Genomic DNA, 19,168 nt, shown 5'->3' with positions numbered 1-19,168 from the left:
GCATGAAAATACTGATAATTGAAGATGATATTATTCAAGCAACTAAGCTTAAGTTGTCGCTGATTGCTTTAGGCTACCAACAGATCTCTATCGCGCGTGATGCGGCAAGCGCCCTTGAAATCTGCGAGTTGGATAAAATCGATTTCGTCATCTGTGACATTAATCTTCCAGATATGGACGGCGTACAAGTTCTATCTAAACTGTCTGCTATTTCGACTGATATGGGCATCGCGATTCACAGCGCAATGAAAGAAGATGTCATTGAGCTTACAATTAACATGTGTATTGCCGCTGGGTTTAAGTTTGTCGATACCATTCATAAGCCGCACACGATCAACTCGCTACAGCAGATATTTGAGCGTTTTGCTAGCGGTAGCGAAAAATCAACCGAAGATGCACGCCATATCCATCTAACAGAAGAAGAAGTGCTGACAGCCTTTGAGCAAAACTGGTTTGCTAACTTTTATCAACCGCAATTTGATGCGCAAACTCGCAAGATTGTCGGTGTAGAAGCTCTGATTCGTTGTATTCATCCTCGTTATGGCGTGCTGACACCAGCCAGCTTTTTAGAGACTATCCACCAGCTCAATCTCTCCGATAAACTGTTTTGGCATGTCGCCGAAAAAGCCATCTCTGCGGTCGCGCTGCTTGGGCATAACATCAGTCTTTCGATCAACCTCAGTCAATCGAATTTCGAACAAGATATGTGTGATGGTTTGTTGGAGCTGTGCCGCCACTATAAATTCGCGCCGTCACGCTTGGTACTTGAGCTCACCGAACATGAGGCCTATGCCTACTCACGTAACTCGCTTGCTAACCTAGCGCGTTTGCGTATGCACGGGATCTGTTTATCTATCGATGATTTTGGTACTGGGCATGCATCGTTAAGCCAACTGTCGTTGTTACCGTTTACCGAGCTCAAAATCGACCGCAGCTTTGTTAAGAATGTCACGACAAACTACCGTAATCAGCAATTGACCAGCATGTGTATTCAACTGGCAAATTCTCTCGGTTTAAACTGTGTGGTTGAAGGCATTGAAGACGAGGCGACGCTACAATACTTAATTGGTCTTGGGGTGGATTGCTACCAAGGCTTTTACGCCTGTAAGCCGCTGCCAATTTCCGCTCTATGGGAATTCTTCGGTCAAGCGATGGAGATTGAATCACTCGAGTCTGCTACTAGCCAACATGATGCGGTAATATATAGCCCGAATGTCTCTTCAGCACATGCGATCAGCAAGACCATGGCTAAAGATGGGTTATTTGGTTCGATTACTACCATCAAATCAGTCAATCAACTGCTTGATTACGATGAAATTCAAAAAGTCAGTCTATTGGTGATTGATATTGATTTTGTCGATGCCGACATCAACGAGGTATTAAACCAACTGAGCACCACCAACTTTATTGGTTCAGTTTGTTTACTGGAAGGAAACAACCCACTAGAAGCCGAAGTGACTAACCACAGTTACTACTGCTTTATCGCCAACAAAAATCCGCGCTACATCAAAACGATCGCGTCAACCTTGTTGGATCGAGATAAAACTAGCATTCAAAAGATCTATCAGTTGCTTTCAACCCAAGAAATCAACGTTGCTAACTTGCTCTTAAACGGACTTAACAATAAAAAAATTGCTGCAACCTTGGAGATCAGCGAGAAAACGGTTAGCACTTATAAGAACCGTATTTTTAAGAAGTTAGACATAAAGTCTGTTGTAGAATTGGCGCAATTTAATAAATAAATGAAATCATTTTCGCATTTACGTGTGTTAATCGTTGATGACGCTTCGATAGTCGTCGTTACTCTAAAAAGTATGCTCATCAAAATCGGTTTTAATGACCGATTGATCCACTATTGCTCAACTGCAAGAGCAAGTATTCAGCATGCTCGACAAGAGCCTTATGACTTAATTTTATGTGACTACAACCTCGGCAGAGGTATGAATGGTAAGCAGGTGTTTGAAGAAATGAAACACCTTGGCTTACTGCATGAGAAATCTGTGTTTATTCTTATCACAGGAGAAAGCTCTGCAACGGTTGTGCACTCAATTGTCGAACTGAAACCCGACGACTACCTACTCAAACCATTTAACGTTATGTCGTTAAAAGAGAGGGTCACCTCAGCAATTAACCGCAAACATGCGTTATACCAGTTATACAAGATGCAAACCCAGCACCAGTTTGAGGAAGGGCTCGAACTGTGTGATGAGCTATTACCATTTTATCCTGAGTATCAGTTCACCATTGCTCGTTTTAAAGGTGAGTTTCTAAACCGCCTGCAACTGCACGACGAATCAAAGCAGCTGTATGAGAGCATTCTTGAGCGCAAAAACTATGACTGGGCGACGATTGGTCTCGCAAACTCGCTCATGCATTTAGGTGAAAAAAAGACTGCGCAAGGGATGATCAACAAACTGCTGGCATCAAAACCAAACAGCACCGTCCTGCGCACTGCGGCCGCGAACCTAAGTTTGATTAATAACGAAATCCCAACTGCGATTCGTCACTTTGAACTCGCGAGTAAAATAGTGCGCGGAAACTCAGAACGAGAGCTGGTTATTTGTAACTTGTGTTTGTCAGTAGGTGATTATCAAAGTGCGTTAGAGCGTTATCGTATCTACATGGAGATCAACAAAGAGACCTATCGCAATACGATCTTTGCCAAGATTAACTTAATTCGCGTGATCCTCTTCTCCTGTTACAACTGCGTGCCAGAGCTAAAAGTTTCCCGTTTAAATGAAGCCAAAAGCCTCTATAGCCAAGTAATGAGTATGAAAGAGGCTGCAAAACTACAAGTAGAGCTAGATCTGATCTTGGCGCATATTGCGTTAGAAGAACAGCAATATCGCCTCGCAATCAGCAAGTTAAACCAAGTTCACCGCCAACTTGAACTAGCGCACTTTTACCCATTTAATCAGTTCGCTTGGCTACTCAATCATATGAACTTTGATACTGAGTTCAGCAAGCTTATTCCAAAATGCAGCGATATCATTCAACGCAAGCAAAGTGAAAACGTTTATGCCAGCCAAGTAACAATGTTTAACCAGTTGCAGCAAACCAACAATGAAAAGCTGCAATGGCTAGAGAGTAAACACAAATATATCCAAGCCAACAAAATGACGTTGACAGAGCTGCTTAAGATCTACATCGAGATCAACAATCGCTGCCCATTCTTACAATCTGTTTGCTTAAGTATTATCAAGCTCCTTGCTAAGCGTCTGCCTCGCGATGCGGATATTAATATGCTTAAACGGGTAGTCACGCAATGTGATACCGTGATCCGACAATTGATGGATGCTGACGAGCTTGAAAAAGCCAATTATCAGCTGCTTTACAATTCAATTGTCGATAACTGGGACAACATTTAGATTGTTCATTCTAAGCAAACATAGTATTCGAAATAGATAAATACCCATAGCGCTGCTGGCATACGACAGCAACAAGAAACTTTAACTTACTATGCGCCTAAAAAAGCCAGCTAATGATGATTTTAGCTGGCTTTTTGCTTTTATAATCCAACGGATTTTGGAACCCAATAAGGTATCTGCGGTTGCAACACATCACCTTTTTCAGGTGCAGAGTTTATATTCAATGGCGAGCCACTTGAATGCTGGATCAAACGCGCATCTCGCAACTCTTGCATCAGTGCTGAGGCTTTACCGTCAGCGGCTACACCACCAAAATACTTATCTTCAAAATTAATGGTCTGTTTAGTCTCACCGATGTTCCATTTGTGGAAAAAGGCTTGCAGATCCACTCCTGAGAGGTAGGATGAACATACCATTAGCATGCCTTCTTGAGTTAGCCCTTTCTCCGCTTTAATCGCGGAAGAACAATAGTTAGTTTGACCATTCACTATTCTGCCCTCGCGCGCCATACGATGAACCAACTTCATGAAGTTCCAACCTTGATCATATTCACCACTAGCCGTTTTATTGTAGATACTGCGTGGCTGCGCCAGTCGCTCTGCACTTTCCCAATCCTCAATTCTAAAGTTTTTCTCAGCCCAAATTTTTAGCTGAGCAAAAAAGTTTAGACGATCAGCGTTACTGCCGTTTGCCCAAGGATGCTCATTCCTTTGTGCATAAGTAGAAGCTTGTGTAATCGTGGTCTTAATGCGAGACATTTCACCTAAGTTACGATCTTGATTATAAAGCGCCAGTAAGTTGTTTGCTGTTTCTCCAGCCCCTTCAACATTAAACCAATTAGCGGCAAGGTTGTGACCAATTTCATGACCAACCAGCCAATTAGTTGAGGCATTAATCAGACCCGCTTGAGAGCGAGGAAATCGATCAACCATCACAGGATAGCCGGAATGCGCCGCGCCAATTGAAATTTGCGCGTCATCAACCATACGCATATTGACATACGGCATTTCACTGTCAGTAAACATACCATGAGTGGCACCTTCACCAACTTCATCTCGACCATAAAATTCATTAGCGCTAATGGTAAAGAGGTCTAACTGCTTAGCCATAGTCAAGATATCATCAGTCGAGTGCCCTTTTACGCCAGCGGTTGTGGTGGTGTAAACAAAACGATTCGCCACAATTTCGCTTAACGGGGCATCAGATTGATCCGGGCTCGTGACCCACTCACCTTTAGTCGCTGACGTCATTTTAAATAGTGGTGCGAGTTGTACAGCTCCAGAAAACGTCACATCAACGCTCTCTGCAGAACTTACCGTGATGTAAATTAGACCACCGTACGGTACTTCAAAACCTTTTGCTGCCTCTAAACCATTAAAGGTTACGCTCACGCGAGGTGGGCGCTTAAGCGCCATTTCATGCTTAACACGACCCGTTAGGTTGTCTACCATCGCCACCATAACCGTGTCGTTGGCACCCAATCCCATCACCGATGCTGTCTCTCGAGCTCCTACCCATACACCCGTTGATTGACGACTGCCTTTATGGATCGTCATCGCGGGAGCTGCCGGACCAAATGTGGCTACCCCTGGGTATTCACGGACATCAACGCCAATGCTGCGCTGTTTATGTTTGGCATCAAAGTAGGAACGTCCTAGCATCATACGAGTAAACGGCTTCTCTAAATAATTGAGCGGGTAGCTTGGGTTAAGAACGTATTCATGACTGCTATTTGGACTGACCAAAAAGCCGTATTGAATCATTTCTGCTTTGATATTTACCGGACAAAAAATCTCACCAACAATAGTCCCTTGATCCATATTACTGGTAACTGGATTCCCATAGTTATCATTCGAATAGCAATTCAAGTATTCCACTACGCGTTTGTGACCGAAGTCATCTTTCCCGCCGTCAAAACGATACTGGAAGTCATTCCACATCCAAGCCGACAAGTTACCGTAGATACGCTCTACATCAATACTGCTAAGTCGCACGCCCTTCGAACCGCCGCTGCGATAGTAAAGCTCATGCTTGTAAAGATCATCCAAGTTGGAGCCCATATCCGCTGCAGCAATCATACCATTTGACACCTCACTACTCATCTGCAAACGCTTAAACAGCGCCGCCATGTCATTGGCTCCGGGATAACGAGTGATTGACATTGGAATGCCATTACCCCTGCGTGTTTCTATACAATCGAGTTCGTAGTCGTACGCATCGTTAGTACATTCTGCTACGCCATACCATTGCTTGAGATCCGCTTTCCACGCAGCAAGCTCAGTCACAACTTTGTCCGCGAGATAAGCATCGATACAAGTGTTTAGGTTATCCGCTCGCTCACAATTTTTCGCTGCTTCGTCTCTAAATGTTTTGTTACTGCGCACTGAGTTCGGTCGGAAAAGACCGCGCAATACAGTTTTAGATTCGTGTGATTTCTTACCCCAATAATAAGTATTGTTCACCTCATCCCAGAAATAGCCTTTTTCAGGCGGATTATCCGCGCTTGGCTTTTCACCACCTTCTGAGCTAAAAATAATGCTCTCTAGGAGATACACATCTTCATCGTATACTGGACGTGAAGAGTTAGGCGCGTTTTGTTGATAACCATCAACTGGATTCGGATTAACCCTAAAAGTTTCAGGTAGTTTAATTAAATGACCAACCTCGTTGGTGCGCCCAATGGCACTGATCCCTGCCGTATCAAGCAGTCTACCTAAAACGGGAAGTGTTTTGTTCCCCAAGGTTTCCATAATCACCACATGACCGCCAGCCTTGACGTAATCAATCAAATGATCGACGTCCTCATCCGAAATCAGTGGCTCTTCGTAAAGCGGGCGATCAGGGTTATTGCCGCTAAGCGGATAAGCTTGCAGAATGTAAACATCCGGATTACCCAATGTAAGCGTCGATGGCTCTTGTTGGCCTAGGGTCCAGTTTTGGTATTCATTCGCCAGCGCAAATGGCACTTCGCGCGTACCAGCTTTTTGTGCAAAGTAAGCCTTGTCGCGGTTAGTCGCAATACTGATTGACTCTTTACCTGCTAACCAAGTAAAGCTATTGACCATAAAGTTATGCATATCCGGACCATCAGAGACACCAGACGCATTAACCAACTCATGGTTAACGTCACTGTAGTGATATGGGCTAACCAAAATTGAGTTATACAAGGTATTACCCAGCACCAATAGGCGACCTTGACCGATTTTTCCCGTCATCACAAACGGTAAACCGAACGTGGTCGTCTCTTTATTCACCGCGTAACTGTTCTCATACCACGTATCATCACGCTGATCAGGTTTCGGGTTCCAGTAAGTAGTATTTGCCTTATCGATGTATGTTGGTGCTAATTCGTTTGCCAAATCCCCGATAAATAATGGTGCTAATTGAGGGAAAGAGCGACCAAACTTATCTTTAATCGCCAAACCACCAAGTGGAATCGCCGAGTTTATATCATTACGTGGCATCACCACTGGCGTGCCAAAGTTACTGATATTGATGAATGTCGCCGCCATAGGTCCGGGCATTTGATAACCATCATGCTGATTAGCAAACACATGAAACTGTCGTACAGGTCGAGGATGATCCGCAGAGTTTTGCCCCATCATCACCTTTAGCTCTTGCGCAGGCGTTAGCTCTGACCGCATGACAAATGATGAAAAGTCAAAGCTAAACTTTTCAGGTAGAGGTGCTAAATTTAGGTCTGCAAGTATATCAGCAGCACTACCACCCTCTTGGAACTGAGCTCGAAATTCATTGGAAACCGTTGGGAATGCCCCCCAATCGAGACCCGAGTCATTTTTCGGTTTGTCACCATTGGCTAGGCTAAGGTTAATTTTCTCAACAATGTTATTCGATTCTTGGGCGAAGCGCTGATGCACTTTTTCTTCTATATGCCAAGGAGTTGTGTTACTGGTATCAAACTGCTCAACAAATGTTTCGATGTTGGCGGCAATCACTTTATCGCTCGACAACTGGTTTAGCTCAATGTCCACGCCTTTTGCGGTAACTGAGCCAAGTGTAAGCGCACCCACGCTAAAGGTAACCGTTTCACCCCAGTTGTAGTTAAATGTGCCGTTACCATCGGTTACACCACGAAAGCTTGGTCCGTAGTAGCTGATCCCTTGGACAGGCTCACCAGAAAAAACTAAATTTGAGCTTTCATTGATTTTCTTTTCTGGCACATATTGGTAAATACTTTCAGCATTAGCAGAAACCATACCGCTGCCGCCAATATTGGTGCTGCCTTCCGTAAACTCTGGCTCAATATCGGTGCCATGACCTGGCTGCTTATCAGCTTCGCCTTGATCTTTTAAAATATCAATGTTGTTGGTTTTGAACTCTTCTTCAGAGACGCTCAAGGCCGCACCGCGATGTAACTGATACAGATCTTGAACCATCATCGTTTCGGCGTAATCTTCACCGCGAGTTAAATCAACACCCGAAGCAGTTTCACCATCGTTATCAAGCGCTACAAGCAAGCTTTTCACATTGTTCAACGCATCGATGTTTGTTTCGGATATTAAACTTGAATTGTCAAGGTCAAGATAAATCGTCGTATCATAGCGAGTGCGTGCGTTGAGGTAATGTTCACCTTTGTCAAAAGACGCCAGTTCAGCTCCACCAAAATCACAATAAATTCGCTCGGGTATATCATCACTAGTATAAACCAAAGCTAGCTTACCTCGCTCTCCCGACACTTGCCCATCACAGCTTGCGCCAATAATTGCCGTTCCACGAGTCGCTTGGGTTAAGTAAAATTCATACTCAATTGGAGCTGGTTCTGGTGGCTCTGGTGGTAGTGGCGGTTCAGGAATATCTGGATTGGTTGGCCCACCCGTATCAGGCAGTTCGGTTCCCGGACCATCCGTGTCCGATACTGACAAAGTCAGACTGTCGTCATTGCATCCATTCATAAGAACGGCACCTATTAGCACCGCTAGAATGCTTCTATTCATTTTGTTCTCGCTAGTAAAAGCAGATAGATATACTTAATTTTTTGTTTGGTTTACTTTGTTAAAACGGAAGAGATTGTCCATTGCGTAATAAATAACAAAGTCAGAAAGGCTGTACTTAATAAACGACCAAAGAGATGAAAATTAGAAAATCACATCTGAAACCAAGAAGTTGTTTCTGAGGTTTTTAACCTTAAATCATAAGGTTATCAACAGATGAAGGTGTAAGAACTTTCTTACAATCAGTGCTTTTTAACATGCTGTGGCAGCAAACTCTCATTTCGGACAAGAATAAAGCACAATTAGTATGCAATTCAGACATTAAACAAATAGAGCAACAAAATTAATATGTAGGATTAGATAGGTAACCTTGCGTCAGATTTCTTTTGACAATTGCTTTAGGTAAGCTTGCATAAACTCAGTCCGCCTTGCCGCTTCTTCACGGGCCGCTGCCGATCGCATATCTTCTTTAAGCTTGAACAACTTAGTGTAAAAATGATCCACCGTTGCAATACGATCATCGGGTTCGCGTTGAGTGCAAAATGGATCGTCGCTGGCATACAGCGCGACGTTTAAGCTGCAGCTAACTTGAATACAGCGGGCAATTCCGATAGCGCCAAGTGCATCTAACCTATCTGCATCACGCACAATCTCTGCTTCTAGTGTGGTTGGCTCGACATTGGCGCTAAAACTATGCGCAACAATCGCATGGTGAATAGCATCAAAATATTCGCTCGGATACTTCACCTCTTGCAGCAGTTGTAGCGCTCTGTCTGCTGATAGCAGCGAGCTTTTGGATCGGTCTGGATGATTCTTGGCAACCGTAACGCAATCGTGTAAATAAGCAGCAGGAAGAACCACGGCTAAACATGCCTCTTCGGCTTGGCACAATTGCTTAGCCGCTTTGACCACGCGTTGGATATGCGCAACATCATGAGCCTTATCTTGAGTCATGCTCGCTTGGGCAAAGGCTAGAAATTGCATTTCAAATTGTGCTAATTGCTGATCGTTCAACCCTCTTCTCCCTCTAAATTCAGCGCTAAGCGCAACATATCTTTATGTTGAATACCATGCTCAAAAATGGGATCCGAGTAATGAATCAAGAAGTGATCTTTCACTATCGTATCCACTCGAAATCCAAGTCGTTGATAGTAAGTTAGCTGATAGCCAAAGCTTCCGGTGCCGAGCTCCACCCTCTTCACCCCTTTGTGCCTGAGTTGTTCCAACGTGTAGCGCAACAAAACAGATCCGATACCCTGCTGCTGACGCTCAGGAAGTACCGCAACATTAAAGATTTCGACAATGCCCGTTTGTATCGGCTTAACAACACATACTGCGAGCACCACTTCTTTTTCCTTGGCAACAAAACACCAGCTGCCAGCTAAATAGGAGCGAATGCTCTCTTCACTAGGATCAGCTTCTAATAACAGCGCCATCGGCACCAATTCTGGCGGGCATTCAAAATATTCGATCGACATTATTTCGCTCAGTCTTAATTCGAGTGCCAAGCACTCTGTATCATGTCTAAGACTGTATCAGCTCCAGATAGGATTCCGAAGAGATTCAATACAAAAAAAGCGGCTCTAAGAGCCGCTTCGCATACTACTGTTAATATTGCCTAATTACATAAACGCTAGCAGCGGTGAAATGCAAAGTAGGATACCTGTTACGATAATCAGGTTAGTTGCTGCACCTTTGTATTTGTGTAGCTGCGGTACTTTGTGTACTAAGTAAGCAGGGATCAAACAGCCAACCATACCGAAGATTGGGCTACAGATTGACGTGAACGATAGAATCGGAGCATTCAATGCAATTGCAGACCAAGCAAGTAGGATAATGAACACTGTCACTAGCTTGTTTACTAGCTCTTTGTTGATTTGTGATTCATCACGAGTACGTAGCAAGATGTTCATTGCTAGACCACGACATGCTTCTTGGAACGCAAGGAATACCCCGAAGAATGATGTTACTACAGCGAAAATATTGATAACGATACCCGCTACTGTCGCCCAGCTACCTGGGAAGTAGTGTGCAATGATAGCAAGTGCTGAAATGTTCTTGTTCATCGCTTCTGTTGCTTGCTCTTGGCTAATCGCAAAAGTAAATGACACTGCGAAGAAGAACACGATGACAAACAGAATAGAGAACGCGATTTTCATTGCACGTTCTGCTTTGTAACGCGCGACTTCGATTGATTTCTCGTGTGAACGGTAAGAGATCACCATTGGGCTAAGTGACTGAATAAACAGGATAGAAGTTAACGTAAATGGTAGAGTAATGATTGCGTTCTTAAGCATTGGGCCAAAATCGCCAATCGCAGGAATGTTTGCCATATCCCAACGAGCGATTAGAAGAATACCCATTACCGCTACTAGAGAAAGCACGGTCACCGCCATAAAACCAGACAGTTTGAACAGTAGTTTCTCACCTTTAGAGCCAATAAACGCCAACACACAGATAAGCGCTAGACCATAGAAAACGTTCTCGTTTAGGTAACCTTCCGTTACACCAAATGAGTGCAGGTAAGAAGCACTATCGTTAGTTACTGCCAATGAGTACACCAATACCCAAATGACCAGCATTAAGAAGTAAAGCACACCCAGCGCCACACCCCAGTTTTTACCAAGGTAGCCTTCAATTACACCCGGGTAGTCGGTACATTTTTTTGATTCAGCTAAGGTATTGATAAACAGTTTTTGAAATAGGTACATGGCAGGGTAGCCAATAACCGAAGAAAGGAGGAATACCCATAGCCCCATTACGCCAACTTGCACTGGCAAAAATACGATACCAGCACCAATTGCCATACCGATACTCATTACGACCCAACCAACGTCAACACTGTCGAACTTGATGGCTTTTTGCCACTCTTGTTTGGTCATGTTGGCGCGTTCATGCGGCAGTCTGGTGTCTTTTTCGCTGGTAGGGACAGCTTGCATTGTTTCACTCATAATTTGATTCCATTTTCATTGGTTTTTTTATTAGTATCCAACAACATATTGCTATGTAAGACAGGATTTGATTAGGAGCATACGCGAGCTTTCGTAGAAATTGTTTACTAAAAATGTCGTCAAGAGCTACCAAAGTAGGAAAATATACTATGTAACCTTACATTTTGTATGATGATTTCTTCGTCCTGATATAGATCAATATGCATAAAAATATCTCCCCATAAAAGCTTGAGCGAACTCACTTTCTCTTAAATTTTATGTGCTAGAAACAATGCGTTAGCAGCGAGAGATTGTTCACACTTTCAAACATAAACTCGTCAGCAAACTAGTGAAAAGTTAAATTTATTCGCAATAGAAACACAATTGACACAAAACCCTGCCATCAAACACAAAAACAAGAATAAAACTACAAATTACAGGATAATTTTCATTTAATCGATTGCTAGCAAAATCAACAATATTGAGAATCTATAGAGTAATTTTTATCTAAATAAGCCTTAGACAAAGTAAAACTTGAATGGATGAGATTTATTAAACTTAACTGAGGAATATTACCAAAGAAAGTCCAAAGTTAGTGAGAATTGCGATTTGGAAGCGAAACAAGAAAGGACGAGGGCTAGATAAAGAAAAACCGAGTAGCTAGGCAGTCACCCAACCACTCGGTTTGAGAGGAACAATCTACTCGATTATTTTTGCATCATAATATCGAGGATTTGCACGTCAGTTTGTGTCATTGAACCATTAGCCAAAGCTGATAGGTTGATGATCGAGCTATCAACGTCATTGGCAACAATACCTTCATTACCGGTAACGCGAATACCGTCAATCGCCATCAATGCTGCTTTTACAGCTGCACTAGCTGATGAAGACACTTTCATCGCGCATGATGTTTTCGCACCATCACAGATCATCCCAGCCACATCACCAATCATGCTACAAATTGAAGCGCTAACTTGGTCAAAGTTACCACCAAGCAAGTAAGTGATCCCCGCAGCACTACCCATTGATGCCGTCGTTGCACCACAAAGTGCCGATAGCTTGTTCTGATAGCTCTTAACGTAAATCGCCATAAGATGCGATAGCATAAGTGCACGAATAGTTTGCTCTTCACTCGCTTGTAAAAACTCTGCTGTTGCAACTACTGGCATCGTTGCCGCAATGCCTTGGTTACCTGAACCAGAGTTACTCATTGCTGGTTTCATTGCGCCATCCATACGTGCATCAGAAGCAGCAGAGGTACGAACTAGAACTTCTGTCAATAAGCCACCAGACAGCAAACCGCGCTGTTCGTTCTTACGGAATGTTGCACCAATTTCTAAGCCGTAATTGCCGCGTAGACCTTCTTCAGAAAGCTCAGTGTTAAGAATTCTTGCTTGCTCGATAAAGCGAATATCTTCAAGGTTTGCATTCATCGCAAAATCAAACACGTCTTGAGCTGTTGCGTCAGCAAACGGGTTAGCACTAGTTGGCTCTTGCTGCTGCACTTTTGGCGCATCAGCTTTAAATACCATCATACCATCTTCTTCAATGGCAACAATATTGGTGTGACCATCAGCAATCGTCACTGCAACGCTGCGTTCACCAGCAAAGACGGTAACTTTGGCGTAAAGAATATTGGCGACATCAGCAACACCCACTACTACTTGACCGTTCTCGAGCATCAGGCGCGCTTTTGCCACGTCCTCTGCTGTAACATTTTTAAGTACTTCTAAATTCGCGGTGTGATCTCCAGCAACCGCACCGATTGCTGCTGCCATTGGTAGACCCACGCTGCCAGTTCCTGGAATGCCGACACCCATACCATTCTTCATTAAGTTAGGTGACACACTGGCTTCAATGTTAACGCTCGACGCTTGATCTTTAATGCCTAGGCGATCAATCGCAATCGCGGTAGCAAGCGCCACAGAAACTGGTTCAGTGCAGCCCAGAGCAGGAACGACTTCACGATTAATCACTTCAATAAATAATGGCCATAGGTGTTGTTTCATGTATTGGCTCGCTTCAAATAATAGTTATAGCTAGAGGTCAGAGGGACCTTGATTTGGTTCTATTCTAAAACAATACTTGAAGAAATTTTTTCCCTATTTTTCTACATTTTTTACTTAATAGAGAAAATTTTGCTACCAACAAAGAGATAAAATAAGGACAATAAGTAAAGACAATCCCTTACGATAAAAGGGATTAGAACAAATAAAATAACGTGATCGCCATCACGTATAATTTTTTATTTTTGTTATTTGATAGTAAATATTCCTAATCACTACCCTGTAAATAATGTGAGGAAACGGTGGGAGAACAAGTAAAACTAGATAAGGTTGATCGCCTCTTACTCGCTGCGCTGCAAGAAGACGCAACCATGCCACTCAATGAATTGGCAAAAGCCGTCAACCTAACCACAACCCCTTGTTGGAAACGATTGAAGCGTTTAGAAGAAGAAGGGGTGATTACCAAGCGTGTTGCGCTGCTGGACCCAGAAAAAATTGGCGTCAACTTTACTGCTTTCGTACAGGTAAAGACTTGTGATCATTCGCATGCATGGTATGAGAAGTTTGTTCTGGCGGTATTTGATATGCCAGAAGTGATGGACTTCTACCGTATGGCGGGTGAGTATGACTATATGATGCGGGTACAAGTTGAAGACATGGCAGCTTTTGACCGCTTCTACAAACAGTTGGTAAACCAAGTGCAAGGGCTTACCAATGTTACGTCGACTTTTGCGATGGAATCGCTCAAGTTTACGACGGTACTACCGCTCAAGTAAGTGCACTTAATTTAATCAATGCGATGAAATCGCAGCGCAATTGGCTGGAGTTTGCTTCCCCCGACTCTAGCCTTATCGCCACGTAGCGTCTATGCTGGGTATAACGTGCAGATAGCAAAAAGCCGCTTATGATAAGCGGCTTTTCTAAATTGTGATGTTTGCACCATAAGTCCGCATAACCTAGTCCATACTTCAGTTAGTTACACAGCACATTGCAATATAAGTTCGCATAAAATTGCATCAAAACACTTCAAAAATCAGCAACTCGAAAATATCAACGTCGTAAATTTACAACATGTTAGCACAGGGCTAAACGTGTTATTTTACTGACCGATGTAACTCATTTGTGGACAAAAGTGAGTCACGAACAAAAACATACTTTGATTCTTTGGATTACCTCAGCTATTACCACTATATACTCAGCAGACATGAATGTAGCCAAATTCACTTATCCGCTACATTCCCAGTAGAAAATGAGATAGAGAAACAAAAGATGAAGGCTTCGATTCAATACTGAATGATTGGCACGATCTGATTGAATACTGTCGTCATTGGATGTCTAGTGGCGCGATTTGAGAGTCTATAATGTATCCATCAGCTTACGACACAAAGCAAATCATGGCATACGAAAAGAGGCACTCAGCATGACAAATACTGCATTAATTACTGGCGCATCAAGCGGTATCGGCCTGGAACTGGCAAAAATTCACGCAAGCAAAGGTGGTAACCTGATACTTGTGGCTCGCTCTGAGTCAAAACTCAATGATCTTAAAGCAGAACTAGAAAATCAGTATGGTGTTCAGGTTACAGTCATTGCTTTAGATCTCTCTCAACCTAACTCAGCTCAAGCGCTGTTTGAACAAACTGAAGCGCGTTCTCTACAAGTCGATACGCTAATTAACAACGCAGGTTTTGGTGGCCATGGCAAATTCCATGAGCGTTCTTTGGTCGATGAACAAGCGATGATGCAATTGAACATGGTTACATTGACTAATCTTACGCACCTTTATCTAAAGGGCATGGTTGAACGTAAACAAGGCAAAATCCTTAATGTGTCATCAACTGCGTCATTTATGCCAGGTCCATTACAGGCGGTGTATTACGCAACGAAATCGTATGTCACCTCATTTAGTCAGGCGGTAGCAGAAGAAGTTAAAGATAACGGTGTAACCGTGACGGCACTATGCCCTGGTACTGTGGCGACTGGGTTTGTAGAAGCGGGAAATTTAGAAGGAGTTGATGCGTGGAAAAATGCAAAAACACCAAGCTCTGTTGCAGAGTGCGGCTATAACGCTATGGAAAAAGGTGAGCTAGTGGCGTTTAATGAGCCTTCATTAAAGTTCATGCTGAACTGGATTATCCCGTTTTTGCCGCGCAAGCTCGTGTTAAAAATATCACGCCAAACAATGGAAAAGAGCACTAAGTAAAGTAGCTGGCTAATTTGATATAGTCGGAATCTGTAGTGTCAATAGGTTAAAATGTTGCGATGAAAAGAGCGAGTAAGTTTGTTATACCTCCAAACTGGAAAGTGCTATTTAAAGACTTGGGAATAGAGCTTCAACACATATTAGGTTTTGCCGAACTTCCGCAAAGGTTGTTTGAGCAAAATAAGGTGCAACTAACCCCGTCTCAATACTTCCAGCTATGGCATGGTATAGAAGCTGCCGCTCAGATGAAAGGCATTGATATCGCGCTAAAGTTTGCGCAAGTTATGAGTTTTGAGTCGTTTGATGCTCCAATATTCGCCGCAATATGCAGCGCGAACCTTAATGCAGCAGTCAAACGGCTTCAGGAATATAAACCTCTAATCGGGCCAATGTTGCTCACTATCGAACAAACTGAGCAACATACTCGTATTGATATCAGCTGTTACGGCTATGACGGCAAACTGCCAAGTATGCTTAACCTTACGGAGCTAGTATTTTTCACTCAATTGACAAGACTTGCTACTCGGTCAAACGTACAACCCGTTGAGGTTATATTGCCAGAACTGCCAAATAACCTGAGTGCCTATCAAGCTTACTTTGGCTGTTCCATTCGCCAAGGTTCCAAAACAAGCATTGCGTTTCGTGCTGAAGACGCTCGGATGCCATTCCTGACCGATAATCAGATGATGCTGTCTGTTTTTGATGGTGAGTTAAAACAGAGGTTAGAGGCAGTGACCCATCGTGGTACGACTTCTGATGCGGTTTCTAGAATTTTGTTAGATCTACTTCCTCAAGGTGAAAGCTCTATTGAGTCTGTTGCGTCTCATATGGCCGTCAGTAAGCGCACCTTACAAAGAAAGCTAACTAGTGAAGGGGTTAGTTATCAAGCCCTCCTACAGCAAGTACGCCTGCAATTAGCCGAACATTATTTGAATGAAACCGAGCTACCACTGATTGAGGTATCTTTCTTGTTAGGCTATCAAGAGTCAAACTCGTTTATTCGGGCGTACAGTGCATGGACTGGAATTTCACCAGGACAAGTTCGTACCTAGAATGTGATTAGATTAGGTAATTGTTGTTTACATACCTCTGGCAAGCTTTGGGGCATTTTTCGTTCGGAAGCGCCTCTGGATAAAAACTAAATATGAATCTTACATCTCATCCACTGCATACTTTGTGCGAGAGCTGTCGAATTGAACATGGTACTGCCTTCCATCTTTTGAGATGAGAGCTGTGCTGCCGACAACGTTATGCATTGGAATATCGATCATAGACCAACGTGAACAGTCTTCTAACTCCAGTACAGTAAGTCCCATTTGCTGTGACAACTTTAGAACTATTGATTTTGAATTATTGCCCATCCTTTCACTCCTCCATAGGTGCAGATTATTGCATGTTGTTGCATTAGTGGAATAAGGTCAATTTAAGGCTGAGACAATTGAACAGAAATGAGATCTAACAAAGTTTGGGGCACTTTCGAGCTACGATGCATACAGCACTCTGACTATTTGCATTTCCGAAGTATGACAAGTGAAGTCGAAAAGTTCAGTTTGTTCATTATTCATACTTAGTGACTCAAATTGGAGGCTCCCCCCACCCAGATTTAAACTTGGGGCCGATCGATAATGAGCAAAGCTTCAGCCCTGTAATCAACATAGTAGCCCTCCCTCGAATTACTCCATAATCTACCAGCGAAATCACATAAATTGATAATTCGTAAGAATTCTCCGGTGTCGACGACGAGTTGATGGGGCAATTAGCACGACGGCGCCGACAAGATTATGGGGTTAACCTCGGTCGGAAAGATAGGAAGAAACTTCTAAACGCAACAAGTCTCGATATCAGTTTATCTTGTTGAATTGCAGTGATTTTTACCATTCTGTATCGATAGTAGTCTTCTTTCTAGTTCAATAAATAAGGGGGGATTAGTAGGGTAGATATTTGTTGAATATTGGTTATTTTAAGCATGATTATCAAGATCATAACGTTAATATGTGTTTGATTTTAAGATTGTTCCTGCCTCCACATGTGCCATATAACACTTTAAGTATGAAACCGTTGACTGATAAACACGATGCACAATAGGATTTAGTTTTTGTTTTTATAGTTAGAGGCGCAAAGGAATTGAAAATCGTAGAACTACAAGAGGATGAAGCACTTTATTATTGTACGAAAGATGAAGATCATTTCTTTGACCGCAAGGCATTTGGCTTGAAAGGAAGCAAACTCCAAAAAATAGCAGTTGCATTTGCTAACGCCGATGGTGGAGAAGTTGTTATTGGTATTGCCGATGAAAAGCATGAACCAACACCTGAAAAGCGATGGCAAGGTAGAGAAACGACGGAAGAGTTCAATTCTTTAATACAAGCTCTCAGCGAGCTTATTCCTTCTGTAGACTTTCGATTTGATTTTTTAACGCGAGTCAATGAATCTAGAAACTATGTATTACGTTTAAAGATAAATAAAGGTTTAGCTGTTCATGAAACTGCTGATAAGAAGATATATGTCAGAGTCGGAGCTCAATCTCAACCAGTAACTGCCCCCGTTAAAATTCTTGAATTAACACATGCAAAGGGGATCAAATCAGAAGAAGACTCCCTCATACATGAATGTAGAATAGAAGAACTAGATGAAAGTAATGAGCTTCAACGATTTTTATCTGATCTACCATTACGAGCTCCGGAACCTATCAGTTTTCTCTCGAAAGAAAAACTAATCACGCCTGAGTGGGTTCCTACTGTAGCTTCAATACTGTTATTCCATGAAAACCCATCGGTTGCCCTTCCTAAACAATGTGCTATTAAAGTCGTACGCTACGATACTGCGGATGACGATATAGATAGAGATGCCCTTACGGACGACAATGCTTCTATTGAAGGAGCACTATACCAACAGATCAATGATGCATATAATGTGATTAGCGAGTTTTTAACTAAAAACAAAGTATGGAAAATTGAAGGATTGGTGGAGACAAAATACCCTAAAGAAACAATATGGGAGATCCTCGTCAACACAGTTTTACACAGAGATTACTCCATTTCAGATCACGTACATGTGAGTATATTTAATAACCGTATTGAATTTAAAAGCCCAGGGCGATTCGCAGGCTTTGTCACTGCTGACAACATACTTGAGAACCGCTTTTCTAGAAACTCAAAACTAGTTCGAATATTATCGAAATATAAGGACTCCCCAAATAAAGATTTGGGCGAAGGCATCAATACTGCATTCCAGAGAATGAAGGAATTAGGATTGAAAGAACCAGAGATAATTGAAGACGGAAATTACGTAAAAATTATCCTCAGACATAGTCTTAATCAAGAACCTGAAAAGCTTATACTCCAGTTTCTGGAAAAACATGGCGAAATTAGTAATAGGCAAACTAGAGATTTATTAGGAATAGATAGTTCTGAAAAAGTCACTTATCAATTTGGACGACTAAGAGACAAAAAGTTGATCAAAAGAAAAGACTCGTCAACAGGCGTTCATGTGAGGTGGATTTTAGCAGAGCCAAACCAAAAATAGCTATGCATCACACAACTAAACTAAACCATCATGATGGTTCATTTCATACGTCCTAAACACGTCTTGGGGCAACAATGATTTATCAAAAACAAACCCACCAAGTGTAACCTTGGTGGGTTTGATTAAAACTGCTTGTTCAGCAGGTAGGTTGTTTTCTTCCTGACCTATTCTTAGCTGCCTATAC

At 42.6% G+C, this 19,168-nt stretch carries 11 protein-coding genes; 6 read left to right on the top strand and 5 right to left on the bottom strand.

Going from position 1 to position 19,168, the window contains the following annotated elements:
* The first annotated feature begins 2 nt into the window (after positions 1-2).
* Together DPF93_RS06465 and DPF93_RS06460 are read left to right on the top strand one after the other, a co-directional pair.
* Positions 3-1,742: an EAL domain-containing protein gene (locus DPF93_RS06465; protein ID WP_114765391.1), complete on the top strand. Its 1,740-nt coding sequence runs from the start codon at positions 3-5 to the stop codon at positions 1,740-1,742.
* Positions 1,743-3,368, top strand: a complete 1,626-nt coding sequence (locus DPF93_RS06460; protein ID WP_114765390.1) for a response regulator — start codon at positions 1,743-1,745, stop codon at positions 3,366-3,368.
* Positions 3,369-3,508: 140 nt separating this feature from the next.
* Here the strand turns inward: DPF93_RS06460 and DPF93_RS06455 are convergent, their stop codons facing one another.
* The 5 genes from DPF93_RS06455 to DPF93_RS06435 form a co-directional block, all read right to left on the bottom strand.
* Entirely contained in the window at positions 3,509-8,323 is a 4,815-nt protein-coding gene (locus tag DPF93_RS06455; protein WP_114765389.1) for an SslE/AcfD family lipoprotein zinc metalloprotease, read from the bottom strand.
* Between the two features lie 372 nt (positions 8,324-8,695).
* Positions 8,696-9,304 carry an HD domain-containing protein gene (locus DPF93_RS06450; RefSeq protein ID WP_114765426.1) on the bottom strand — a complete coding sequence of 203 codons (609 nt, stop codon included), beginning with the start codon at positions 9,302-9,304 and terminating at the stop codon, positions 8,696-8,698.
* A 26-nt stretch (positions 9,305-9,330) separates the two neighbouring features.
* Positions 9,331-9,798 (bottom strand): GNAT family N-acetyltransferase, encoded by a 468-nt coding sequence (locus tag DPF93_RS06445; protein ID WP_244204688.1) that lies wholly within the window; start codon positions 9,796-9,798, stop codon positions 9,331-9,333.
* 144 nt (positions 9,799-9,942) lie between these two features.
* On the bottom strand, positions 9,943-11,202 hold the full coding sequence (locus DPF93_RS06440) for an SLC5/6 family protein (RefSeq protein WP_114765424.1): 1,260 nt from the start codon (positions 11,200-11,202) through the stop codon (positions 9,943-9,945).
* 755 nt (positions 11,203-11,957) lie between these two features.
* Positions 11,958-13,259: an L-cysteine desulfidase family protein gene (locus DPF93_RS06435; RefSeq protein WP_114765388.1), complete on the bottom strand. Its 1,302-nt coding sequence runs from the start codon at positions 13,257-13,259 to the stop codon at positions 11,958-11,960.
* A gap of 299 nt (positions 13,260-13,558) precedes the next feature.
* On the opposite strand from DPF93_RS06435, the gene DPF93_RS06430 reads away from it, so the two are divergent.
* The 4 genes from DPF93_RS06430 to DPF93_RS06410 all read left to right on the top strand — a co-directional run bounded on the left by DPF93_RS06430 (position 13,559) and on the right by DPF93_RS06410 (position 18,984).
* Complete coding sequence (locus DPF93_RS06430) at positions 13,559-14,032, top strand: Lrp/AsnC family transcriptional regulator (protein ID WP_114765387.1); 474 nt, start codon at positions 13,559-13,561, stop codon at positions 14,030-14,032.
* A gap of 644 nt (positions 14,033-14,676) precedes the next feature.
* A complete protein-coding gene (locus DPF93_RS06425; RefSeq protein WP_114765386.1) occupies positions 14,677-15,459 on the top strand; it encodes an SDR family NAD(P)-dependent oxidoreductase in 783 nt (260 codons plus the stop codon).
* A gap of 59 nt (positions 15,460-15,518) precedes the next feature.
* Complete coding sequence (locus DPF93_RS06420) at positions 15,519-16,511, top strand: AraC family transcriptional regulator (RefSeq protein WP_114765385.1); 993 nt, start codon at positions 15,519-15,521, stop codon at positions 16,509-16,511.
* Positions 16,512-17,583: 1,072 nt separating this feature from the next.
* Positions 17,584-18,984 carry an RNA-binding domain-containing protein gene (locus DPF93_RS06410; protein WP_114765383.1) on the top strand — a complete coding sequence of 467 codons (1,401 nt, stop codon included), beginning with the start codon at positions 17,584-17,586 and terminating at the stop codon, positions 18,982-18,984.
* The last annotated feature ends 184 nt before the right edge of the window (positions 18,985-19,168 follow it).

Origin of the sequence: Vibrio rhodolitus, assembly GCF_003350325.1 — a bacterium.
Lineage (GTDB): Bacteria > Pseudomonadota > Gammaproteobacteria > Enterobacterales > Vibrionaceae > Vibrio > Vibrio rhodolitus.
The sequence above is the reverse complement of the archived record's forward strand: the minus strand, read 5'-3'. Positions and strand labels throughout refer to the sequence as shown.

Excerpts from the sequence above, each read along its gene's own strand:
- DPF93_RS06465 (WP_114765391.1), top strand. The coding sequence starts at position 3 with ATGAAAATACTGATAATTGAAGATGATATTATTCAAGCAACTAAGCTT.
- DPF93_RS06460 (WP_114765390.1), top strand. The coding sequence starts at position 1,743 with ATGAAATCATTTTCGCATTTACGTGTGTTAATCGTTGATGACGCTTCG.
- DPF93_RS06455 (WP_114765389.1), bottom strand. The coding sequence starts at position 8,323 with ATGAATAGAAGCATTCTAGCGGTGCTAATAGGTGCCGTTCTTATGAAT.
- DPF93_RS06450 (WP_114765426.1), bottom strand. The coding sequence starts at position 9,304 with ATGCAATTTCTAGCCTTTGCCCAAGCGAGCATGACTCAAGATAAGGCT.
- DPF93_RS06445 (WP_244204688.1), bottom strand. The coding sequence starts at position 9,798 with ATGTCGATCGAATATTTTGAATGCCCGCCAGAATTGGTGCCGATGGCG.
- DPF93_RS06440 (WP_114765424.1), bottom strand. The coding sequence starts at position 11,202 with ATGACCAAACAAGAGTGGCAAAAAGCCATCAAGTTCGACAGTGTTGAC.
- DPF93_RS06435 (WP_114765388.1), bottom strand. The coding sequence starts at position 13,259 with ATGAAACAACACCTATGGCCATTATTTATTGAAGTGATTAATCGTGAA.
- DPF93_RS06425 (WP_114765386.1), top strand. The coding sequence starts at position 14,677 with ATGACAAATACTGCATTAATTACTGGCGCATCAAGCGGTATCGGCCTG.
- DPF93_RS06420 (WP_114765385.1), top strand. The coding sequence starts at position 15,519 with ATGAAAAGAGCGAGTAAGTTTGTTATACCTCCAAACTGGAAAGTGCTA.